Here is a 20,674-nt window from a genome sequence, read left to right as displayed (position 1 = left end):
ACTGACACACTGCTATCGGGGGCAAGCCCCCTCCCACATTTTTACATCTTCAGTGTGGCTTAGAGCTCACCCAAGCCATCAATCAGCGCCTGGTTCTGTTCCGGCGTACCGATGCTGATCCGCAGGAACTGGGCAATCCTCTCCTGCTTGAAGTGCCGCACGATAACCCCTTGCTCACGCAGCTTGGCCGCCAGGCCCGCTGCGTCGTGCTGAGGGTGGCGGGCGAAGATGAAATTCGCAGCCGATGGCAATACTTCAAAGCCTTCGCCTTCCAATTGCGCGACTAGCTTGTTACGGCTGTCGATCACCAACTGGCAAGTCTTCTCGAAATACTCACGGTCCTCGAACGCCGCCGCCGCGCCAACGATCGCCAGGCGATCGAGCGGGTAGGAGTTGAAGCTGTTCTTGACCCGCTCCAGTGCCTCGATCAGGTCCGGGTGCCCCACCGCCAGGCCCACGCGCAAACCGGCCAGTGAGCGCGATTTGGACAGGGTCTGGGTCACCAGCAGATTCGGGTAACGGTCGACCAGGCTGATCGCCGTTTCGCCACCAAAGTCGATATAGGCTTCATCAACCACCACCACCGAATCCGGGCTGGCCTTGAGGATCTGCTCCACCGCCTCCAGCGCCAGCACACAGCCAGTCGGCGCGTTCGGGTTGGGGAAGATGATCCCGCCGTTGGGCTTGGCGTAGTCCGCAACGCGAATCTGGAACTGCTCATCCAGCGGCACCGGGTCGGACTTGATGCCATAGAGGCCGCAGTACACCGGATAGAAGCTGTAGCTGATATCCGGGAACAGCAGCGGCAAGTCGTGCTGGAACAGGCCGTGGAAGATGTGCGCAAGGACTTCATCGGAACCGTTGCCGAGGAACACTTTGCCGGCGTCGACCCCGTAGTACTTGGCCACGGCCTGCTTGAGCAGGTCGCTGTTGGGGTCCGGGTACAGGCGCAGGTTGTCGTTCAACTCGGCCTGCATGGCCGCCAGCGCCTTGGGCGATGGGCCATAGGGGTTTTCATTGGTGTTGAGCTTGACCAGCTTGGTCAGCTTCGGCTGCTCACCGGGTACGTAAGGCACGAGGTCCTTGACGAAGGGGCTCCAGAATTTGCTCATCTCAATTACCTTTCTTGTCGTCAAGGATGCGGTATTCAGCGCTGCGGGCGTGGGCGCTCAGGGATTCACCACGGGCCAGCACCGAAGCGGTCTTGCCCAACTCGGAAGCACCTTGTGGCGAGCAGAAGATGATCGACGAACGCTTCTGGAAGTCATACACCCCCAGCGGCGACGAGAAGCGCGCGGTGCCGGAGGTCGGCAATACGTGGTTGGGACCCGCGCAGTAGTCACCCAGGGCTTCGCTGGTGTGGCGGCCCATGAAGATCGCACCGGCATGGCGAATCGACGGCAGCCAGGCTTGTGGGTCGGCCACGGACAGCTCCAGGTGTTCCGGTGCGATACGGTTGGCCACTTCGATGGCCTGCTCCATGTCACGCACCAGGATCAGCGCACCACGGCCATTGATCGACTTCTCGATAATGTCGGCGCGGTCCATGGTCGGCAGCAGCTTATTGATGCTGGCCGCAACCTTGTCGAGGAACTCGGCATCGGGACTGACCAGGATCGCCTGGGCATCTTCGTCGTGCTCAGCCTGGGAGAACAGGTCCATGGCGATCCAGTCCGGGTCAGTCTGGCCGTCACACACCACGAGGATTTCCGAAGGCCCGGCGATCATGTCGATACCGACCTGGCCAAACACATGGCGCTTGGCGGTGGCGACGTAGATGTTGCCGGGGCCGACCACTTTGTCGACCTTCGGTACGCTTTCGGTGCCATAGGCCAGGGCCGCGACAGCCTGGGCGCCGCCGATGGTGAACACGCGGTCGACGCCGGCGATGCAAGCCGCTGCCAGTACCAGCTCGTTGATTTCACCACGCGGGGTCGGCACCACCATGACCACTTCGGTCACGCCCGCCACCTTGGCCGGGATCGCGTTCATCAGCACCGACGACGGGTACGAGGCTTTACCGCCTGGCACGTACAAACCGGCGCGGTCCAGTGGCGTGACCTTCTGGCCCAGCACGGTGCCATCGGCTTCGGTGTAGCTCCAGGAGTCCTGCTTCTGTTTTTCGTGGTAGCTGCGCACTCGGGTCGCAGCGACTTCGAGGGCTTCGCGCTGCGGCGCGGTGATGCGCGTCAGGGCCAGCTCCAGGCGTTCGCGAGGCAGGATCAGGTCAGCCATGGACTTGACGTCCAGGCCATCGAACTGGCGGGTGAAATCCACCAGCGCTGCATCACCGCGCTCGCGCACGGCCTTGATGATGTCGAGCACCCGCTGGTTGACCGAGTCGTCGGACACGCTTTCCCAGCTCAGCAGATGATCCAGATGATGGGCGAAATCCGGGTCGGCAGCGTTGAGTCGGGCAATTGCAGTGGACGTGGTCATAGCGAGGGCCTCAATAGAATTGGCAAAAACTCAGGCGCCCTAAACTACCGTTCGCTCCGCTTGGGCACCTGAGAATTCTGGCTATGAGGCGGATAGACGGGCGCAGCTTTTAAGCTACGCGGGTGAGTCAACCGCGGTGTCGAGACTCCACTGCCTTGCGCAGGGTGTCGATCAACGCCTGGATACGGGCGTGCTGCATTTTCATGGAAGCCTTGTTGACGATCAGCCGGGAGCTGATGTCGGCAATGAAATCCTGGGGCTCCAGGCCATTGGCACGCAAGGTGTTGCCGGTGTCGACTACGTCGATGATCTTGTCGGCCAGGCCAATCAGCGGTGCCAGCTCCATCGAGCCGTAGAGCTTGATGATGTCGACCTGACGGCCTTGTTCGGCGTAGTAGCGCTTGGCGACGTTGACGAACTTGGTGGCCACGCGCAGGCGACCTTTAGGCTCGACATCACCGACACGGCCGGCGGTCATCAGCTTGCACAGGGCAATGCGCAGGTCCAGCGGCTCGTAAAGGCCCTGGCCGCCGTATTCCATCAGCACGTCCTTACCGGCGACACCGAGGTCGGCCGCGCCATGCTCAACGTACGTCGGCACGTCGGTAGCCCGTACGATCAAAAGGCGAACGTCATCCTGGGTCGTAGGGATGATCAGCTTGCGGCTCTTGTCCGGATTCTCGGTCGGCACGATGCCCGCTTCAGCCAGAAGCGGCAAGGTGTCGTCAAGGATGCGGCCCTTGGACAGTGCGATGGTCAACATGGGAAATGTCAGTCCTTCATCAGGCTATTGCTGTCCGGTCGCAAACGGCGCCAGACACAGATCGAGGCCATGACAGCCTCGACTTGAAATCGTATTCAGCAGGGACAAACTCAGTTAACCGCAAAACATCTTACTGTGGCGAGCGGGCTCGCCACAGTGGATGTTTTCGCAGCTACTGGGACTAGCCCGGTACGCGGCGGATTTTCGCGCCGAGCATCTGCAGTTTTTCTTCGATGCATTCGTAACCACGGTCGATGTGGTAGATGCGGTCGATCAGGGTGTCTCCTTCGGCGATCAGCGCCGAGATCACCAGGCTGGCCGAAGCGCGCAGGTCGGTGGCCATGACTGGCGCGCCCTTGAGCTTCTCGGTGCCGGTAACGATGGCCGTGTTGCCTTCGACCTGGATCTTCGCGCCCATGCGGTGCAGTTCGTACACGTGCATGAAGCGGTTTTCGAAGATGGTCTCGATCACTGCACCCGTGCCTTCGGCAATCGCGTTCAAGGAGATGAACTGCGCCTGCATGTCGGTTGGGAACGCCGGGTACGGAGCAGTACGCACGTTGACGGCTTTTGGCCGCTTGCCGTGCATGTTCAGCTCGATCCAGTCTTCACCGGTGGTGATTTCGGCACCGGCTTCGCGCAGTTTCTCCAGGACCGCTTCCAGGATGGTCGGATCGGTGTCCTTGACCTTGACGCGACCACCGGTGACGGCAGCAGCAACCAGGTAGGTACCGGTCTCGATGCGGTCCGGCATCACTTTGTAGGTGGCAGGGTGCAGGCGCTTCACACCGTCGATGGTGATGGTGTCGGTGCCGGCGCCGGTGATGTTGGCCCCCATGGCGATCAGGAAGTTGGCCAGGTCGACCACTTCAGGCTCGCGAGCGGCGTTTTGCAGCACACTGCGACCGTTGGCCAGGGCAGCGGCCATCATGATGTTCTCGGTACCGGTCACGCTGACGGTATCAAAGAAGAAGTTGGCGCCACGCAGGCCGCCTTCCGGCGCCTTGGCCTTGATGTAGCCACCCTCGACGTCGATGGTTGCGCCCATGGCTTCAAGGCCACGGATGTGCAGGTCCACCGGACGCGAGCCAATGGCGCAACCGCCAGGCAATGCGACTTCGGCTTCGCCGAAACGGGCAACCATCGGGCCCAGCACCAGGATCGACGCACGCATGGTTTTCACCAGTTCGTACGGGGCGATCAGGGTCTTGATGGTGCGCGGGTCGATTTCGACGGACAGCTTCTCGTCGATTACCGGCTCAATACCCATGCGACCAAACAGCTCGATCATGGTGGTGATGTCATGCAGGTGCGGCAGGTTGGCTACGGTTACGGGGCCATCGCACAGCAGGGTCGCGGCCAGGATCGGCAAGGCAGAGTTTTTCGCACCGGAAATGCGAATCTCGCCATCAAGGCGGGCACCGCCGGTAATAATCAATTTATCCATAAGAATCTCGACGCCTTGGGGGCTCAGGTGCGCTCGGCCCAGGCCGCGCGGCTGAAAAATTTCATAGTGACCGCGTGGATGCTGCCATCGGTGATCCACGGGTTCAAATGGGCATAGATCTGCTGTTGACGCTTGACCGGGCTGAGTGCCGCCAGTTCATCGCTAATCACGTTCAGCTGGAAGTTGCAGCCTTCGCCTTCAACTTCTACTTTCGTTTCCGGCAGCTTTCCTTCAAGGAAGCTCTTAACTTCTAGGGCCTGCATGCTCAACCTCTATCGGCGCCCAGTGCGCACGGGTCGCACATCATACAAAAAAGCCCCGCGCCTGCGAACCCCGCATAGCAGGACTCTGACGGGGGGCTTCTTTATTAAGGATGCGCCAACAGTTCGGTCAGACCGGAAACTTCGGCAATTTCACGCATGTCGTCGGGCAGCGCACGGATACTGACCGTTTTTTTCGCCGCCTCGGCATCACGTATAAAGCACAGCAGCAGCGATAAACCGACGCTGCTGGACTTGGTTACCGCCGAGCAGTCCAGCACCAGCGCAGGCGCGGTGCTCGCCTTGATCAGCGCCTGGCCCTGCTTGCGCAGGTCAGGCCCGGAGCGATAATCCAGCACGCCGCTGAGGAACAGCTCGCCGGCTTCGCCGATACGAACAGCCGACTCGGTCATTGCGCGGGTTTCCCGGCTGCTTTATCGGTTTCTTCCTTGGCCTTGGCCACTTCACCGGCCCAACCGTTGATGGTCTTGTCCAGGTCGTTGCCATTGCGCTGCATCGCGTCAGCGAACTGGTCGCGGAACAGCTTGCCAATGTTGATACCGTTGATGATCACGTTGCGCAGTTTCCACTCACCGTTAACCTTCTCCAGCGTGTACTGCACAGGGTAGATCGCACCGTTGCTGCCTTTGACGGTCATGCCAACGCTGGTGCGGTCACCCGACTCATCCTTGGCCGGATCGACAGTGATCCCCTGGTTGTTGTACTCCAGCAGGGCGTTGCCATAGAACTGGAACAGACCCTTCTTGAAGTTTTCCTGGAACGTCTGCATCTGCGCAGGCGTGGCCTTGCGCGAGTACTTGACCGTCATGATGCTGCGCGAAATGCCTTCGGCATCGACGACAGGGCCGACAATGGTATTGAGCGCGTCGTAGAACTTACTCGGGTCTTGCTTGTACTGCTCTTTATTGGCAGTCAGGTCAGCCAGCATTTTGCTGGTGGTGTCCTGCACCAGTTCGTGCGCAGAACCTGCCGCGTTAGCCATCAGCGGCAGCGCCGCAAGCAGTACCAGCAGGCCACGTCGCAAGGTAGAGATCATGAACAGGTTCCTCATTTGGCGTCTTTATTGACCGTATTGAGCAGGAATTTACCGATCAGGTCCTCAAGTACCAGCGACGACTGCGTGTCGTGGATGGTCGAGCCATCCTTGAGCAGGGCTGTTTCCCCGCCCACGCTGATACCGATGTACTTCTCGCCCAGCAGACCCGCAGTGAGGATAGATGCAGTGGAGTCAGTCGGCAGATTATCGACCTTCTTGTCCAGTTGCATGGTCACTCGCCCGGTGAAGCTGTCGCGGTCCAGATCGATTGCCGTGACCTTGCCGATAGTCACACCGGCCATGGTCACCTTAGCTCTGACAGTCAAACCGGCGATATTGTCGAAGTACGCGTAAAGTTTATAAGTATCGGCGGTAGGGCTGGCCGAAAGGCCACTGACTCGCAGGGCGAGCAACAGTAAAGCCAGGATGCCAGCCAGCAAGAAAAGGCCGACACCGATTTCCACAGTGCGGTTTTGCATCAGAAATCTCCAAACATCAAGGCGGTCAAAATGAAGTCAAGGCCCAGTACCGCCAGCGAGGCGTACACAACGGTCTTGGTGGTGGCACGACTGATCCCTTCTGAAGTGGGCTCACAGTCATAGCCTTGGAATACGGCGATCCAGGTCACGACAAAGGCGAAGACGATGCTCTTTATGATGCCGTTGAGCACGTCGCCGCTGAAGGTAACGCTGTTTTGCATATTGGCCCAGTAGGAGCCTTCGTAGACCCCCAGCCAATCCACCGCCACCCACGAACCGCCCCAGATACCCACCACACTGAAAATCATCGCCAGCAGCGGCAGGGAAATGAAGCCGGCCCACAGGCGCGGGGCAACAATGTACTTGAGCGGGTCCACGCCGATCATTTCCAGGCTGGACAACTGCTCGGTGGACTTCATGTTGCCGATTTCAGCGGTCAGCGCGGAACCGGCGCGCCCGGCGAACAGCAAGGCAGTCACCACCGGCCCCAGCTCGCGCAGCAGCGTCAGGGCGACCATCTGCCCGACCGCCTGCTCCGAGCCGTAGCTGGATAGGATGTTGAAGCCCTGCAACGCAAGCACCATGCCGATAAAGACCCCGGAGACCACGATAATCACCAGGGACATCACGCCGACGGAGTGCAGTTGCTTGATCAGCAAGCCAAAGCCGCCGCCGATGCCACCGCGGCCCAGCAAGGCGTGGAACAGGAAAATGGTCGAACGCCCCAGCACTTCGATGATGTCGATGCCGGAGCGGCCGAAAAGGCGAACCCTTTCGATAAGTGATGTCTTGCGCATCAGCGCTTCCCCAGAAGATCTGCGCGGTAGTCCGCTGCCGGAAAATGAAAAGGCACCGGGCCATCAGGATCGCCGGTCATGAATTGGCGGATACGCGGGTTGTCAGCGTTCATCAGCTCTTCAGGCGTGCCCTGCCCCAGCACCTGACCATCGCCGACGACATACAGGTAGTCGGCAATGCTCGCGGTTTCTGCAAGGTCGTGGGACACCACGATACTGGTGATCCCCAGCGCATCGTTGAGCAGGCGGATCAGGCGTACCAGCACGCCCATGGCGATCGGGTCCTGGCCAACGAAGGGCTCGTCGTACATGAGGATCTGCGGGTCAAGGGCGATGGCGCGCGCCAAGGCGACACGACGTTTCATGCCACCGGACAACTCGTCAGGCATCAGGTCGATGGCACCGCGAAGGCCCACGGCCTGCAGTTTCAGCAACACGATGTCACGAATCATTTCATCAGACAGCTGGGTATGCACTCGCAGCGGAAACGCCACGTTCTGGAAAACATCCAGGTCAGTGAACAGCGCACCACTCTGGAACAGCACACCCATGTGCTTGCGTGCGTCAAACAGCTCGCTACGCGACAGCGTCGGCAGGTTCTGGCCATTGACCCACACTTCGCCGGCATTGGGGCGCAGTTGCATGCCCATCAGCCGCAACAGGGTGGTCTTGCCGCAACCGGAAGGCCCCATGATGCCCGTGACCTTGCCACGGGGAATGCGAATATCGACGTTATTGAAGATGCTGCGCGTCCCGCGCTTGAAGGTAAGGCCCTTCAGCTCGACCGCGTAGGCGTTATCGGCACTCATCTAAACTCCTTGGGATGCAGCTTCTCACTCAGACACCGTATTGGCGACAAACGTTTGCACGATTGCGCGATATAGATAGACGTATGGGCTGGGTGAACCGAACTGGCGGCGAACTATATCACTGCTGGTACAACGCGCCCAAGGCCGGAAAAGCGCTTGTTCAGATTGGGGACAGGGAAAAAACGTTGCTGGCTATGTTACTGAGAGGGAATCTCATGCCACCCGCAGAATAAAGCCTGACGAACTTGCGTGAGGGAATTGCTCATTACCGTTATAATCGCCGACTTTTCGTCAGGCTATACGATTTCAGACATGAGCCAATCCAGCGATCTTATCCAATCCGCACAACGCACCATTCGCCTTGAGCTTGAAGCCGTAGAAGGCTTACTGGCCCATATCGATGCAGATTTCGTACGCGCCTGCGAGATGATTCTGGCCAGCAAGGGCCGCGTTGTCGTGGTAGGCATGGGCAAGTCCGGCCACGTCGGCAACAAGATCGCCGCGACACTGGCGAGCACCGGAACCACCGCTTTCTTCGTGCATCCGGCCGAAGCCAGCCATGGTGACATGGGCATGATCACCAAGGATGACATCATCCTGGCACTGTCCAATTCCGGCACCACCAACGAAATCGTGACCCTGCTGCCGCTGATCAAGCGCCTGGGCATCAAGATGATCAGCATCACCGGCAACCCGGAATCGACGCTGGCCAAGGCAGCCGAAGTGAACCTGAACGTTCACGTGACCCACGAGGCATGCCCCCTGAACCTGGCCCCCACGTCTTCCACCACCGCCGCCCTGGTCATGGGCGATGCGCTGGCCGTGGCGTTACTGGAAGCCCGTGGCTTTACTGCTGAAGATTTCGCGTTTTCCCACCCAGGGGGTGCCTTGGGCCGTCGCCTGCTGCTGAAAGTGGAAAACGTCATGCACTCCGGCGATGAGCTACCCCATGTCCAACGGGGCACGCTGCTCAAGGATGCGCTGATGGAAATGACCCGCAAAGGCCTGGGCATGACCGTGATCCTCGAAGCCGACGGGCGCCTGGCCGGAGTGTTCACCGACGGCGACTTGCGCCGCACGCTGGACCGCACCATCGACATCCACACCGCCACCATCGACGCGGTGATGACCCCCCATGGCAAGACCGCACGCCCCGAGATGCTTGCAGCCGAAGCGCTGAAGATCATGGAAGACCACAAGATCGGCGCGCTGGTGGTCGTCAATAACGATGACCGCCCGATTGGCGCCCTGAACATGCACGACTTGCTGCGTGCAGGAGTGATGTAAATGACCAGCGACCTATTGCAACGCGGCAAGCACATCAAGCTGGCGATTTTCGACGTTGACGGCGTGCTGACCGATGGCCGCCTGTACTTCCTCGAAGACGGCAGCGAATTCAAGACGTTCAACACCCTCGATGGCCAGGGCATCAAGATGTTGATGGCAGCGGGAGTGCAAACTGCCATTATTAGCGGCCGAAAAACGCCGGTTGTGGAACGCCGCGCACAAAACCTGGGGATTCCTCACCTGTATCAGGGCCGTGAGGATAAACTGGTGGTACTGGACGAGCTTCTTGGCCAACTCCACCTAAGCTATGAGCAGGTCGCCTATCTGGGCGACGACCTGCCCGACTTGCCGGTGATCCGCCGCGTGGGCCTGGGCATGGCCGTCGCCAATGCGGCGGCGTTTGTTCGCGAGCATGCCCACGGCATCACCACGGCCCGTGGCGGCGAAGGCGCCGCCCGTGAGTTCTGCGAGTTGATCCTGCGGGCCCAAGGCCGCCTCGAAGCGGCCCATGCCGCCTACCTATAGAGCGTTTTATGCTGAGTAAAAAGATTCGCAACTTCCTGCTATTCGCAGGCATCGCCGCGCTGTTCCTGGCGGTGGGCTACTGGAATATCAGCCCGGAGCGCTTTCTCGACCAGCCTGTTGCGCAGGTTGATGAAGGGGCTATCGACTATTACGCAACCAATGCCTATAGCGTGCAGTTCCTGCCCGATGGCAAGGTGCAATATGAAATGACGTCGGACAAGGTCGAGCACCTGAAGGCCTCCGAGGTCACCCTGCTGACCAATCCGGACATGAACCTGTACCGCGGCACCGAGTTCCCATGGCACGTCACCAGCAAGCGCGGCGAGGTCAACCCGGACGGGACCCAGGTGGAACTGATCGACTCGGTGCGCGTCGCACGTACTGACGCACAGAACCGCGACACCATTATTACCACCACACGCATGACCGTATTCCCACAGAAGCAATATGCGCAGACCGAGCAAGACGTTAGAATCGACGGCGCTGGCGGTGTATCGACTGGCAAGGGAATGAAAGCGTATTTGAAAGAAAGCAGGATACACCTGCTATCGAACGTAAGAGGACAGTATGAGGCTCGTTAAAACCCTCCCTATTTTGCTCGGTCTGGGCGCAGCACTGGGAAGCGTGAGCGCCTGGGCTCTGCCGAACGATAGCCAGCAACCGATCCACATCTCAGCTGACGATGCGCAACTGGATGACAAGCAAGGCGTCGCCACTTATACAGGCGGCGTGATCATTACCCAGGGCTCGATGAAAATCACCGGTAACACGGTGACACTGACTCGCACCCCCGCTGGCGACATCGACGTCGTGACTTCGGTGGGCAACCTGGCCTACTTCGAACAGAAGCAGGCCGCTACCGATACCGCCCCGATGAAGGGCTACGGCAAGACCATCCAGTATCACGCCCAGCAAAACCGCATCGTCCTGATCGACCAGGCCAAGGTGCTCAGCCCCGATGGCAACTCCACCGAAGGCGAGAAGATCACCTATGACACCGTGAAGCAGGTCGCCAATGCCGGCCGGGCCAACGGCAGCAAGGTCACTGCGCCACGCCCACGTATCGACATGGTTATCCAGCCGAAGAAGAAGGCCGAGTAATGGCAACCCTGAAAGCCCAGCATCTGGCCAAGGCCTATAAAAGCCGTCAGGTCGTGCGCGACGTCAGCCTGTCGATCGACAGCGGCCAGATCGTCGGCCTGCTCGGCCCCAACGGCGCCGGCAAGACCACCTGCTTCTATATGATCGTCGGCCTGGTGCAGGCGGACCAAGGTCGCGTACTGATCGATGACCTGGACGTCAGCCACCAGCCGATGCATGGCCGTGCACGCGCAGGTATTGGGTATCTTCCCCAGGAAGCGTCGATCTTCCGCAAACTCTCGGTGGCCGACAACATCATGGCCATCCTCGAGACCCGCAAGGAACTCGACCGCGACGGCCGCCGCAAAGAGCTGGAAAGCCTGCTGCAGGAATTCCACATCAACCACATTCGCGACAATCTCGGCATGAGCCTGTCCGGTGGTGAGCGTCGTCGCGTTGAAATTGCCCGCGCCCTGGCGACCGCGCCGAAATTCATCCTGCTGGACGAACCGTTTGCCGGCGTGGACCCCATCTCGGTGGGTGACATCAAGCAGATCATCCATCACCTCAAGGCCAAGGGCATCGGTGTACTGATCACCGACCACAACGTCCGTGAGACCCTGGATATCTGCGAAACAGCTTACATCGTCAACGATGGCCAGCTGATTGCCGAAGGTGACTCCGCCACTATCCTGGCCAACGAACTGGTCAAGGAAGTGTACCTGGGCCACGAGTTCCGCCTGTAAGCAGCCTGGCGTCACGGCCGTTGGCCACGGTGCGCGGGAGTCAATAAAAACCTCCGGATTTTTATTGTTACCGCGCTCTAGGCAAAGCCCCCGATATCAGGCATATAATTTGCTTATGTTTGGCGCTCACGCGCCCTGTCGTGGATGGCGCATTGCGCCGGCGAATAAGGTGTTAAGCCCCTGCCATGAAACCATCGCTAGTCCTGAGAATGGGCCAGCAGCTGACGATGACACCGCAGCTGCAACAGGCCATCCGCCTGCTCCAATTGTCGACCCTGGACCTGCAACAGGAAATCCAGGAGGCCCTGGAGTCCAATCCGATGCTCGAACGCCAGGAAGAAGGCGACGACTTCGACAATGCAGACCCGCTGGCCGACAACATCGAGCAAAAACCCAACCCCGATGTGCAGGAACCCTCCTACCAGGAAACCGCCCCGACGGTGGATAACCTCGAGGAAGGCGACTGGAACGAACGCATACCCAACGAGCTGCCCGTGGACACCGCCTGGGAAGACGTCTACCAGACCAGCGCCAGCAGCCTGCCCAGCAACGATGATGACGAGTGGGACTTCACCACCCGCACGTCCGCCGGCGAGAGCCTGCAGAGCCACCTGTTGTGGCAATTGAACCTCGCGCCGATGTCCGACACCGATCGCCTGATCGCCGTGACCCTGATCGACTGCATCAACAACCAGGGTTACCTGGACGAAACGCTCGACGAGATTCTTGAAGCCTTCGATCCGGAACTGGATATCGAACTGGACGAGATCGAAGCCGTCCTGCACCGCATCCAGCAATTCGAGCCCGCCGGCATTGGCGCGCGCACCCTCAGCGAGTGCCTGCTGCTGCAACTGCGTCAACTGCCTGCCAAGACGCCTTGGCTTGCCGAAGCCCAACGCCTGGTCACGGACTACATCGACCTGCTGGGCAGCCGCGACTACAGCCAGTTGATGCGCCGTATGAAGCTCAAGGAAGACGACCTGCGCCAGGTGATCGAGCTGGTACAGAGCCTCAACCCTCGCCCGGGCTCGCAGATCGAGTCCAGCGAAGCCGAATACGTCGTCCCCGACGTGATCGTACGCAAGGACAACGAGCGCTGGCTGGTGGAACTGAACCAGGAGTCGGTACCGCGCCTGCGGGTCAATCCGCAATATGCCGGTTTTGTGCGTCGCGCCGATACCAGCGCCGACAACACCTTCATGCGCAACCAGTTGCAGGAAGCGCGCTGGTTCATCAAGAGCCTGCAAAGCCGCAACGAAACCCTGATGAAAGTCGCCACCCAGATCGTCGAGCACCAGCGTGGCTTCCTGGAATACGGCGACGAAGCGATGAAGCCTCTGGTGCTGCATGATATCGCCGAAGCGGTTGGCATGCATGAGTCAACGATTTCCCGGGTGACCACGCAAAAATTCATGCATACCCCACGGGGCATATATGAGCTGAAATACTTTTTCTCCAGCCATGTCAGCACCTCCGAAGGCGGCGAATGCTCGTCCACGGCGATCCGCGCGATCATCAAAAAACTGGTTGCGGCGGAAAATCAGAAAAAGCCGTTGAGTGACAGCAAGATCGCTGGTTTACTGGAGGCACAAGGCATTCAGGTCGCCCGTCGAACCGTCGCCAAGTACCGCGAGTCCCTTGGGATCGCGCCTTCCAGCGAGCGTAAGCGTTTGATGTGACGGGCGGGCCACAGCGTTCCAGTGGCGGGTATTCCTACCCGCCGCTTTATGCACTGGCAACGAAGGAGAAGCTGTATGCAAGTCAACATCAGTGGACACCAACTGGAAGTGACCGAACCGCTGCGCGCCTATATCGGCGAAAAACTCAAAAGAATTGAGGGGCATTTCGACAAGATCACCAACGTGCAAGTCATTATGACTGTCGAGAAGCTGAAGCAGAAAATTGAAGCCACCTTGCGTATACCCGGCGGAGAAGTCGTCGCCAATGCCGAGCATACTGATATGTATGCCGCCATTGACGACCTGACCGACAAACTGGATCGCCAAATCAAAAAGCATAAGGAAAAGCAGTTGAGCCTCCTTCAGGGCACCGGCCGCTAACACTCCCCACCCATGATCCGACTTGAAACCATCCTGACCCCCGGCCGTTCCCTCGTGAACGCGCCGGGCGGCAGCAAGAAGAAAGCCCTCGAACAAATTGCCAACCTGATCAGCCGAGAAGTGCCTGATCTGGAGATGCAAGATGTCTTTGAGGCTCTGATTGCCCGTGAAAAACTCGGTTCCACCGGTTTTGGCAACGGCATCGCCATTCCTCACTGCCGCCTCAAAGGCTGCGACACACCTGTCAGCGCCCTGCTGCACTTGGACGCGCCTATCGATTTCGACGCGATCGACGGTGCCCCGGTAGACCTGCTGTTTGTTCTGCTGGTCCCACAGGCCGCCACCGATGCGCACCTGGAACTGCTTCGGCAGATCGCAAGCATGCTCGACCGCAAGGACGTACGCGACAAACTGCGCAGTGCCAGCAGCAACGAGGCACTGTACCAAGTTGTCCTGGATGAGCAAAACAGGCAGTAATCATGCGTTTGATCATCGTCAGCGGCCGCTCTGGCTCGGGTAAAAGTACCGCCCTCAACGTTCTTGAGGACAACGGTTTCTATTGCATCGACAACCTGCCCGCCGGGCTGCTGCCGGAGTTGGCGGAACGCGCCCTGATCCACACCGAATTGGCGCAGCCCCTGGTCGCCGTTTCGATTGATGCCCGCAACCTGCCCAGCCACCTTACGCGCTTCCCGGAATTGCTCGAAGAGGTGCGCGCCAAGCACATTCATTGCGATGTGCTGTATCTGGACGCCGACGAAGAAACCCTGCTCAAGCGCTTCTCCGAGACCCGTCGACGCCACCCTCTCAGCAGCCCCCATCGTTCCCTGGCCGAAGCCATCGAGGACGAAACCAAGTTGCTGGGGCCGATCATTGACCTCGCCGACCTCAAGATCAACACCACCAGCCTCAACCTGTACCAGTTGCGCGATGCCATCAAGCTACGCCTGCTGAACCAGCCGGAGCCGGGCACGGCATTTCTGGTCGAGTCCTTTGGCTTCAAGCGTGGCATGCCGGTGGATGCCGACCTGGTCTTCGATGTGCGCTGCTTGCCCAACCCCTACTGGAAACCAGAGCTGCGTGACCAGTCGGGGCTGGATCAGCCAGTGGCCGACTACCTGGCCGCACAACCGGATGTGGAGGAGATGTTCCAGGACATTTCCAGCTACCTGCTCAAATGGTTGCCGCGCTTTGCCGCGAGCAACCGAGCCTATGTCACCATTGCCATCGGCTGCACCGGCGGCCACCATCGCTCCGTCTACCTGACCGAACGCCTGGGCCAGGTGCTGCAAAAAACCCTCAAGAATGTCCAGGTCCGCCACCGCGACCTCAGCTGAAAGGAACACCTGCGCGATGCCCGCTCTGGAAATTGAAATCATCAACAAGCTGGGCCTGCACGCACGCGCCTCTGCCAAATTCGTCGGTATTGCCGGGCAGTTCCCTTGCCAGATCCGCGCCGGGCGCACACCGGAGACCATGGTCGACGGCAAAAGCATCATGGCGATGATGATGTTGGCAGCCGGCAAGGGCACCAAGATTCATTTGAGCACCGAGGGCGAGCAAGAGCAGGAAGCAATGGAGGCCCTGGTGGAGCTGATCAACAACTTCTTTGATGAGGGTGAGTAAAACCATCCGCTGAGTCGGGCGTGAAGCCAGGGGCTTCACCCCAAGGCGGTATCCATCACCATCATCAAGCAAAAACCGCTACATAGCCCCAGACTGGCAAGCTTTTCGTGACCATTACGCCGCGATTCGGGGATCACTTCATGAGTCACCACCAGCAGCATCGCCCCGGCAGCCAACGCCAGGCCAAGCGGCAACAGCACCTCGGCCAGGGTCACCAGCCAGGCGCAAAGCACGGCGAACACTGGCTCTACCAAGCCTGACGCCGCACCGATCAGGAAGGCCTTGACCCGCGACATCCCCGCCCCGGCCAATACCAACGCAATCACCAACCCTTCCGGCACATCCTGCAAGGCAATGCCCATGGCCAGGCTGTCGGCATCCGGCATGCCGCCGCCGGCTGAAACGCCAACGGCCATGCCTTCGGGGATGTTGTGGGCGATGATGGCAAACACGAATAGCCAGATGCGCGGTGGAATCACCGGTTTATCCGGCGTGCCCACCAACATCTCCGGGCTGGCGCCGGAGACTTTGCGGTCCACCAGATACAAACCGAATGCCCCCAGCATGATGCCGAAGCTGATCAGCCCACCTGCCCCCCAGGGCGAAAGGCCAAGGGCTTCGGCAGCAGCAATACCGGGTACGACCAGCGAAAAGGCAGTCGCCGCCAGCATCACGCCGGCACCGAAGCCCAACAAGGTATCGCTCAACGCCACCGGCATCCGACGAATCACCAATACCGGAACCGCCCCCAGCGCCGTGCCAAGCGCGCAAATCGCCCCGCCTTGCAAGGCGCGCATGATGCGCGGCTCCAGATCCAGCCAGGCCAGCCCGTGGGCCACCAGCAATGCAGTACCTGCCAATAGCAGCAGCGAGCCAAACGCATAACGAAACATTCGCACGCTACTAATCGCCAGTGTTTCAGTGCCCATAGTCGGCCTTAGATCTTGTTATCGAGGTGACTGTCAGGCCAGCGCGGCCTGATAGCGTGCAGCAACTTCCGGCCAGTTAATGACACTGTAGAAGGCATTGATGTATTCAGGCCGACGGTTCTGGTACCGCAGGTAATAAGCATGCTCCCAGACGTCCAGGCCGAGGATCGGCGTATTGCCATTCATCAGTGGGCTGTCCTGGTTGCCGCTGCTTTCCACTATCAGAGTCTTTTGCGGGGTGACGCTCAGCCAGGCCCAGCCGCTGCCGAAACGGGTCAAGGCGGCTTTGGTGAAGGTTTCCTTGAAACTGTCGAAACCACCGAGTTGCTCTTCAATGGCTTTTCCCAGCGCGCCATCGGGCTTGCCACCACCTTTAGGCGACATCACCGCCCAGAACAGTGAGTGGTTGGCGTGGCCGCCGCCTTGGTTGATTACGGCCACACGCAGTTTTTCCGGCAGTTGCTGCACGCTGGACACCAGTTTCTCCACCGGCCAGCCCGCAAATTCGGTGCCCTCGACCGCAGCATTGAGGTTATTGATGTAGGTCTGGTGGTGCTTGGTGTAGTGAATCTCCATGGTTTGCGCATCGATATGCGGTTCCAGGGCATCGTAGGCATAGGGCAAGGCAGGCAAGGTGTAGCTCATATCAATGTGCTCCGTATTGAGACGTGGTCGGCTGCACGGCAGTACCGCCCAGTAAGCGATGGGTGCGCGGGTACTCACCGTGATCACTGATAAAATTCAACAATTCGACATAAGTCTTGCTGCTCTGGCGCAAGGCCGCTTCGCGCAGTTGCGGGCTCAGACGCACGTCCTGCATGGCCTGCAGCAAGCGCTGGTGAATAGCACAGAGGTATTCGGCGCTTTCCTCGGGCTGATTCAGGCGCAGGTGCAAGTCCGCCAGGTTGTGATGGGAAATGACGCAAGCCGCTACTGCTTCGTCGGCGTTCGCCCAGCGCTCGAACAGCACTTGGGCCAGGGCCAGGGCTTGCAGATAGGCCTCGCGAGCGTCAACCAATTCGCCCCGCATAAAGCAGCGATTGGCCCGTTCGATCGTGCGTTTCCAGTGCTCCATGGTGAGCCTCCAAAGCAGGGTCGGTGATTACACGCCGCCGGCCGTGAGTTTTTCCGGATCCAACAGGACTTCCAGTTGGCTACGGGGCAAGTCGGTGTGCTCAAGGGCTACATCAATCACCGGACGGCCTTGCTGATAGGCCTTCTTGGCGATTTCAGCAGCCTTTTGGTAACCAATGATCGGGTTGAGTGCAGTCACCAGGATCGGATTGCGCGACAGCGCTTCCTTGAGCTTGGCTTCGTTGACCTTGAAGCTGGCGATCGCCTTGTCCGCCAGCAGGCGGCTGGCGTTGGCCAGGAGCTCCAGGCTGCTGAGTAGATTCTGGGCAATGATCGGCAGCATCACGTTCAGCTCGAAGTTGCCGGATTGGCCGGCAACCGTGATGACGGTGTCATTGCCGATGACTTGCGCGGCAACCATCGCCGTGGCCTCCGGGATCACCGGGTTGACCTTGCCGGGCATGATTGAGGAACCAGGCTGCAAGCCTTCCAGTTCGATTTCGCCGAGGCCGGCCAGTGGGCCGGAGTTCATCCAGCGCAGGTCGTTGGCAATTTTCATCAACGATACGGCGGTGGCTTTCAATTGGCCGGAGACGGCAACCGCGGTGTCCTGAGAGCCGATCAGCGCAAACAGGTTCTTGCCAGGCGTGAACTGCACCTGGGTCAATTGGCTCAGTCGCTGGCTGAAACGTGCAGCAAACTCCGGGTGAGCGTTGATCCCGGTGCCCACTGCCGTCCCTCCCTGCGCCAGCGCCTGCAGACTTGGCAGCAGGTCCTGCAGGTGGCCGATATTGGCCTTGAGCTGCTGCGCCCAACCGTCAAGCACCTGACTCATGCGCACGGGCATGGCGTCCATCAGATGGGTGCGGCCAGTCTTGATGAACGGGTGCACTTGTGTGGCCTTCTGCTCGATGACCTGTACCAGGTGCAGCAGGGCCGGCAGGGTTTGCTCATGCAGCACCAACGCCGCGCTGACGTGAATGGTGGTGGGGATGATGTCGTTGCTACTTTGGCCACAGTTCACATGATCGTTGGGGTTGACCACCTCGCCCAGCAGACGGCTGGCCAGGGTCGCAATGACTTCGTTGGCGTTCATGTTGGAGCTGGTGCCGGAACCGGTCTGGAAGATATCCACAGGGAAGTGCTGCATGAAGTCCCCTTCCAGCAAGCCTTGGGCGGCGTCGACAATGGCCTTGCCCTGCCCTTCGCTGATCTGCTTGAGGTCGACGTTGACCTTGGCGGCCGCGATCTTGGCCAGGATCAGCGCACGAACGAATTGTGCCGGCATGCGTTGGTGGCTGATCGGGAAGTTATTCACCGCGCGCTGGGTTTGTGCGCCGTACAGGGCCTCGGCGGGGACTTGCAGTTCGCCCATGCTGTCGCGTTCGATACGGGTGTTACTCATCATTAGATCCTTGCACTAGGTCGGAATGAGAAATAGACGGCAGCAATTCGCAGGTCGCCAATTGCCAGGCAAAGGTCTGCCAGCGCTTGAGGCGGCAGGCACAGTGGGAGAGTTTTTCCAGGTCGCGCAGCGGTCGCCAGGCTTGGTCCAGGCACATTGAGCGCCAGTGCCAGGGCAATGCGATATCAGTGGCGGTATCGATCAGCAGGCGAAATGCCGTTTCGGCGATCGTCCACGGGTGGGTCGCGGTACAACACGCCAAGTATCGACCTTCATTGAGGTAATGCTCGATCAGGCGAGGTTCATTGGGATCAAGGCCACAACGAATCTGGCGACTCATCCAGCGCCAGCTCTCCAGATAGGGATCCTCATGCAGGACAGTACTCATGATCCGCACTCACTCAATAATGATATTCATTATTAAATGATATTGAGAATCAAAACAAGGTCACCCTTCCCATCCCTCAACCATGCGCCCACAAAAAAGGCGCGCCATCTCCAGGAGGGCGCGCCTTTTTTGTGAAGCGTCGGAAGGATCAGCTACCGGCGACCGTCATCCGTTCGATCAATACCGAACCCGTGCGAATGTTGCTGCGCAGTTCCAGGTCATTCCCGACGGCAACGATCTGCTTGAACATATCGCGCATATTGCCGGCGATGGTGACTTCCTGGACGGCGAATTGAATCTCGCCATTTTCCACCCAGAAACCTGCCGCGCCCCGGGAATAATCGCCGGTGACCATGTTCAGGCCCTGGCCCATCAACTCGGTCACCAGCAGGCCACGCCCCATGCGCCGCAACAGCGCCGCCTGGTCTTCATCACCGTGGGTCACAAACAGGTTGTGCACGCCACCCGCGTTGGCCGTACTGGGCAAACCGAGCTTGCGACCGGCATAGGTGCCCAGGACATAGGACACCAATTCGCCCTTCTCGACGAACGGCTTGGCATAGGTCGCCAGGCCATCACCGTCGAACGACGAACTGCCCATCGCACGCATCAGGTGTGGACGCTCATCGATGGTCAGCCACTCAGGAAACAGTTTCTGGCCGATCGCGCCTTCAAGGAACGACGATTTTCGATACAGGTTGCCGCCGGAAATCGCCCCCAGAAAGCTGCCGAACAAACCACCGGCCAGCTCTGCCGAAAACAGCACCGGCACTTCGCAGGTCGGTACCGGGCGCGCACCCAGGCGACTCGCGGCACGTTGCGCAGCACGTTGGCCAATGCTGGCAGGAGACGCCAGCAATTCGCCCTGGCGGTTCACGTCGTACCAGTAATCGCGCTGCATCTGCCCATTGGCCTCGGCAATCATCACGCAGCTCAAACTATGGCGCGTGGAGGCATAACCGCCGATAAAACCATGGCTGTTGCCGTACACGCGGCACCCTTGATGGGTGCTCAACGTGGTGCCATCGGCGTTCTTGATGCGGGCATCGGCATCGAATGCCGCCGCTTCGCAGATCAATGCCTGTTCGATGGCCTGCTCTGGCGTGATGTCCCAGGCATGAAACAGGTCAAAATCCTGCAGGTCCTTGGCCATCAATGCCTTGTCGGCCAGGCCCGAACTCTCATCCTCGGAGGTGTGCTTGGCAATTGCCAACGCAGCAGCGACAGTCTCGCGAATGGCTTCCGGGCCACTGGCCGACGTACTGGCCGAGCCTTTGCGCTGCCCTACGTACAAGGTGATGCCAAAACCCTGGTCGCGGTTGAATTCAACGGTTTCCACTTCCCGCTGACGTACCGACGTCGACAACCCCTGCTCCAGCGACACAGCCACCTCGCACGCACTGGCCCCCTGGCGCTTGGCCTCGGCAAGGATCTGCTCGACTTGTTCCTGCAGTGCCGGTAACGCTTGCGGACCGACGCTTTGGGCTGCACTCATGGTTTTCT

The 20,674-nt window shown here is 59.6% G+C and carries 26 protein-coding genes; 10 read left to right on the top strand and 16 right to left on the bottom strand.

Annotated features, from left to right (window positions below; genetic code table 11):
• Positions 1–59 precede the first annotated feature (59 nt).
• The 10 genes from hisC to A7317_RS04380 form a co-directional block, all read right to left on the bottom strand.
• Positions 60–1,112, bottom strand: coding sequence for a histidinol-phosphate transaminase (hisC, locus tag A7317_RS04425; protein ID WP_069075271.1), 1,053 nt, complete (start codon positions 1,110–1,112; stop codon positions 60–62).
• 1 nt (position 1,113) lies between these two features.
• Positions 1,114–2,439: a histidinol dehydrogenase gene (hisD, locus tag A7317_RS04420; protein ID WP_024073480.1), complete on the bottom strand. Its 1,326-nt coding sequence runs from the start codon at positions 2,437–2,439 to the stop codon at positions 1,114–1,116.
• Between the two features lie 127 nt (positions 2,440–2,566).
• On the bottom strand, positions 2,567–3,202 hold the full coding sequence (gene hisG / locus A7317_RS04415) for an ATP phosphoribosyltransferase (RefSeq protein ID WP_003188599.1): 636 nt from the start codon (positions 3,200–3,202) through the stop codon (positions 2,567–2,569).
• Between the two features lie 181 nt (positions 3,203–3,383).
• Positions 3,384–4,649, bottom strand: a complete 1,266-nt coding sequence (murA, locus tag A7317_RS04410) for a UDP-N-acetylglucosamine 1-carboxyvinyltransferase (RefSeq protein ID WP_024073479.1) — start codon at positions 4,647–4,649, stop codon at positions 3,384–3,386.
• 23 nt (positions 4,650–4,672) lie between these two features.
• A complete protein-coding gene (locus tag A7317_RS04405) occupies positions 4,673–4,912 on the bottom strand; it encodes a BolA family protein (RefSeq protein WP_024073478.1) in 240 nt (79 codons plus the stop codon).
• 104 nt (positions 4,913–5,016) lie between these two features.
• Positions 5,017–5,322 (bottom strand): STAS domain-containing protein, encoded by a 306-nt coding sequence (locus A7317_RS04400; RefSeq protein ID WP_024073477.1) that lies wholly within the window; start codon positions 5,320–5,322, stop codon positions 5,017–5,019.
• Positions 5,319–5,966, bottom strand: coding sequence for an MlaC/ttg2D family ABC transporter substrate-binding protein (locus A7317_RS04395; RefSeq protein WP_041161099.1), 648 nt, complete (start codon positions 5,964–5,966; stop codon positions 5,319–5,321). The genes A7317_RS04400 and A7317_RS04395 overlap by 4 nt, the downstream gene beginning before the upstream one ends.
• An 11-nt stretch (positions 5,967–5,977) precedes the next feature.
• Positions 5,978–6,445 (bottom strand): outer membrane lipid asymmetry maintenance protein MlaD, encoded by a 468-nt coding sequence (gene mlaD / locus A7317_RS04390; protein WP_017845975.1) that lies wholly within the window; start codon positions 6,443–6,445, stop codon positions 5,978–5,980.
• The gene (gene mlaE, locus A7317_RS04385) at positions 6,445–7,242 is read right to left on the bottom strand and encodes a lipid asymmetry maintenance ABC transporter permease subunit MlaE (RefSeq protein ID WP_024073475.1); all 798 of its coding nucleotides are present in this window, start codon (positions 7,240–7,242) and stop codon (positions 6,445–6,447) included. The genes mlaD and mlaE overlap by 1 nt, the downstream gene beginning before the upstream one ends.
• Positions 7,242–8,051: an ATP-binding cassette domain-containing protein gene (locus A7317_RS04380; protein ID WP_069075270.1), complete on the bottom strand. Its 810-nt coding sequence runs from the start codon at positions 8,049–8,051 to the stop codon at positions 7,242–7,244. Before A7317_RS04380 ends, mlaE begins: the two co-directional genes overlap by 1 nt.
• Before the next feature lie 312 nt (positions 8,052–8,363).
• On the opposite strand from A7317_RS04380, the gene A7317_RS04375 reads away from it, so the two are divergent.
• From A7317_RS04375 to A7317_RS04330, 10 genes are all read left to right on the top strand, one after another.
• Complete coding sequence (locus tag A7317_RS04375) at positions 8,364–9,338, top strand: KpsF/GutQ family sugar-phosphate isomerase (RefSeq protein WP_024073473.1); 975 nt, start codon at positions 8,364–8,366, stop codon at positions 9,336–9,338.
• Positions 9,339–9,863, top strand: coding sequence for a KdsC family phosphatase (locus A7317_RS04370; protein WP_069075269.1), 525 nt, complete (start codon positions 9,339–9,341; stop codon positions 9,861–9,863).
• Between the two features lie 8 nt (positions 9,864–9,871).
• Entirely contained in the window at positions 9,872–10,444 is a 573-nt protein-coding gene (gene lptC / locus A7317_RS04365; protein ID WP_024073471.1) for an LPS export ABC transporter periplasmic protein LptC, read from the top strand.
• Entirely contained in the window at positions 10,431–10,964 is a 534-nt protein-coding gene (gene lptA / locus A7317_RS04360; protein WP_024073470.1) for a lipopolysaccharide transport periplasmic protein LptA, read from the top strand. Before lptC ends, lptA begins: the two co-directional genes overlap by 14 nt.
• Positions 10,964–11,689: an LPS export ABC transporter ATP-binding protein gene (gene lptB, locus A7317_RS04355; RefSeq protein ID WP_003171806.1), complete on the top strand. Its 726-nt coding sequence runs from the start codon at positions 10,964–10,966 to the stop codon at positions 11,687–11,689. Before lptA ends, lptB begins: the two co-directional genes overlap by 1 nt.
• A gap of 185 nt (positions 11,690–11,874) precedes the next feature.
• Entirely contained in the window at positions 11,875–13,368 is a 1,494-nt protein-coding gene (locus A7317_RS04350; RefSeq protein WP_024073469.1) for an RNA polymerase factor sigma-54, read from the top strand.
• Positions 13,369–13,443: 75 nt separating this feature from the next.
• Positions 13,444–13,749: a ribosome hibernation-promoting factor, HPF/YfiA family gene (gene hpf, locus A7317_RS04345; protein WP_024073468.1), complete on the top strand. Its 306-nt coding sequence runs from the start codon at positions 13,444–13,446 to the stop codon at positions 13,747–13,749.
• 12 nt (positions 13,750–13,761) lie between these two features.
• A complete protein-coding gene (gene ptsN / locus A7317_RS04340) occupies positions 13,762–14,226 on the top strand; it encodes a PTS IIA-like nitrogen regulatory protein PtsN (protein WP_069075268.1) in 465 nt (154 codons plus the stop codon).
• A gap of 2 nt (positions 14,227–14,228) precedes the next feature.
• Positions 14,229–15,086: an RNase adapter RapZ gene (gene rapZ / locus A7317_RS04335; RefSeq protein ID WP_024073466.1), complete on the top strand. Its 858-nt coding sequence runs from the start codon at positions 14,229–14,231 to the stop codon at positions 15,084–15,086.
• 16 nt (positions 15,087–15,102) lie between these two features.
• Entirely contained in the window at positions 15,103–15,375 is a 273-nt protein-coding gene (locus A7317_RS04330) for an HPr family phosphocarrier protein (protein ID WP_069075267.1), read from the top strand.
• 35 nt (positions 15,376–15,410) lie between these two features.
• On the opposite strand, the gene A7317_RS04325 is transcribed toward A7317_RS04330, so the two are convergent.
• The 6 genes from A7317_RS04325 to pmbA form a co-directional block, all read right to left on the bottom strand.
• Entirely contained in the window at positions 15,411–16,304 is an 894-nt protein-coding gene (locus A7317_RS04325) for a ZIP family metal transporter (protein ID WP_069075266.1), read from the bottom strand.
• Between the two features lie 33 nt (positions 16,305–16,337).
• Positions 16,338–16,949 carry a superoxide dismutase gene (locus A7317_RS04320; protein WP_069075265.1) on the bottom strand — a complete coding sequence of 204 codons (612 nt, stop codon included), beginning with the start codon at positions 16,947–16,949 and terminating at the stop codon, positions 16,338–16,340.
• Between the two features lies 1 nt (position 16,950).
• The gene (locus A7317_RS04315) at positions 16,951–17,379 is read right to left on the bottom strand and encodes a hypothetical protein (RefSeq protein ID WP_069075264.1); all 429 of its coding nucleotides are present in this window, start codon (positions 17,377–17,379) and stop codon (positions 16,951–16,953) included.
• A gap of 27 nt (positions 17,380–17,406) precedes the next feature.
• A complete protein-coding gene (locus A7317_RS04310) occupies positions 17,407–18,783 on the bottom strand; it encodes a class II fumarate hydratase (protein ID WP_069075263.1) in 1,377 nt (458 codons plus the stop codon).
• Complete coding sequence (locus A7317_RS04305; protein ID WP_024073460.1) at positions 18,776–19,171, bottom strand: hypothetical protein; 396 nt, start codon at positions 19,169–19,171, stop codon at positions 18,776–18,778. Before A7317_RS04305 ends, A7317_RS04310 begins: the two co-directional genes overlap by 8 nt.
• 148 nt (positions 19,172–19,319) lie before the next feature.
• A complete protein-coding gene (gene pmbA, locus A7317_RS04300; protein ID WP_041160842.1) occupies positions 19,320–20,666 on the bottom strand; it encodes a metalloprotease PmbA in 1,347 nt (448 codons plus the stop codon).
• Positions 20,667–20,674: the final 8 nt, after the last annotated feature.

Source organism: Pseudomonas fluorescens, from assembly GCF_001708445.1.
Classification (GTDB): Bacteria; Pseudomonadota; Gammaproteobacteria; order Pseudomonadales; family Pseudomonadaceae; genus Aquipseudomonas; species Aquipseudomonas gorinensis.
Note: the sequence above shows the minus strand (reverse complement) of the source record. Positions and strands in the feature narration are given on the sequence as shown.

Bases quoted from the DNA above. Each gene is read 5' to 3' on its own strand.
- hisC (WP_069075271.1), bottom strand. From the start codon at position 1,112: ATGAGCAAATTCTGGAGCCCCTTCGTCAAGGACCTCGTGCCTTACGTA.
- hisD (WP_024073480.1), bottom strand. From the start codon at position 2,439: ATGACCACGTCCACTGCAATTGCCCGACTCAACGCTGCCGACCCGGAT.
- hisG (WP_003188599.1), bottom strand. From the start codon at position 3,202: ATGTTGACCATCGCACTGTCCAAGGGCCGCATCCTTGACGACACCTTG.
- murA (WP_024073479.1), bottom strand. From the start codon at position 4,649: ATGGATAAATTGATTATTACCGGCGGTGCCCGCCTTGATGGCGAGATT.
- A7317_RS04405 (WP_024073478.1), bottom strand. From the start codon at position 4,912: ATGCAGGCCCTAGAAGTTAAGAGCTTCCTTGAAGGAAAGCTGCCGGAA.
- A7317_RS04400 (WP_024073477.1), bottom strand. From the start codon at position 5,322: ATGACCGAGTCGGCTGTTCGTATCGGCGAAGCCGGCGAGCTGTTCCTC.
- A7317_RS04395 (WP_041161099.1), bottom strand. From the start codon at position 5,966: ATGATCTCTACCTTGCGACGTGGCCTGCTGGTACTGCTTGCGGCGCTG.
- mlaD (WP_017845975.1), bottom strand. From the start codon at position 6,445: ATGCAAAACCGCACTGTGGAAATCGGTGTCGGCCTTTTCTTGCTGGCT.
- mlaE (WP_024073475.1), bottom strand. From the start codon at position 7,242: ATGCGCAAGACATCACTTATCGAAAGGGTTCGCCTTTTCGGCCGCTCC.
- A7317_RS04380 (WP_069075270.1), bottom strand. From the start codon at position 8,051: ATGAGTGCCGATAACGCCTACGCGGTCGAGCTGAAGGGCCTTACCTTC.
- A7317_RS04375 (WP_024073473.1), top strand. From the start codon at position 8,364: ATGAGCCAATCCAGCGATCTTATCCAATCCGCACAACGCACCATTCGC.
- A7317_RS04370 (WP_069075269.1), top strand. From the start codon at position 9,339: ATGACCAGCGACCTATTGCAACGCGGCAAGCACATCAAGCTGGCGATT.
- lptC (WP_024073471.1), top strand. From the start codon at position 9,872: ATGCTGAGTAAAAAGATTCGCAACTTCCTGCTATTCGCAGGCATCGCC.
- lptA (WP_024073470.1), top strand. From the start codon at position 10,431: ATGAGGCTCGTTAAAACCCTCCCTATTTTGCTCGGTCTGGGCGCAGCA.
- lptB (WP_003171806.1), top strand. From the start codon at position 10,964: ATGGCAACCCTGAAAGCCCAGCATCTGGCCAAGGCCTATAAAAGCCGT.
- A7317_RS04350 (WP_024073469.1), top strand. From the start codon at position 11,875: ATGAAACCATCGCTAGTCCTGAGAATGGGCCAGCAGCTGACGATGACA.
- hpf (WP_024073468.1), top strand. From the start codon at position 13,444: ATGCAAGTCAACATCAGTGGACACCAACTGGAAGTGACCGAACCGCTG.
- ptsN (WP_069075268.1), top strand. From the start codon at position 13,762: ATGATCCGACTTGAAACCATCCTGACCCCCGGCCGTTCCCTCGTGAAC.
- rapZ (WP_024073466.1), top strand. From the start codon at position 14,229: ATGCGTTTGATCATCGTCAGCGGCCGCTCTGGCTCGGGTAAAAGTACC.
- A7317_RS04330 (WP_069075267.1), top strand. From the start codon at position 15,103: ATGCCCGCTCTGGAAATTGAAATCATCAACAAGCTGGGCCTGCACGCA.
- A7317_RS04325 (WP_069075266.1), bottom strand. From the start codon at position 16,304: ATGGGCACTGAAACACTGGCGATTAGTAGCGTGCGAATGTTTCGTTAT.
- A7317_RS04320 (WP_069075265.1), bottom strand. From the start codon at position 16,949: ATGAGCTACACCTTGCCTGCCTTGCCCTATGCCTACGATGCCCTGGAA.
- A7317_RS04315 (WP_069075264.1), bottom strand. From the start codon at position 17,379: ATGGAGCACTGGAAACGCACGATCGAACGGGCCAATCGCTGCTTTATG.
- A7317_RS04310 (WP_069075263.1), bottom strand. From the start codon at position 18,783: ATGAGTAACACCCGTATCGAACGCGACAGCATGGGCGAACTGCAAGTC.
- A7317_RS04305 (WP_024073460.1), bottom strand. From the start codon at position 19,171: ATGAGTACTGTCCTGCATGAGGATCCCTATCTGGAGAGCTGGCGCTGG.
- pmbA (WP_041160842.1), bottom strand. From the start codon at position 20,666: ATGAGTGCAGCCCAAAGCGTCGGTCCGCAAGCGTTACCGGCACTGCAG.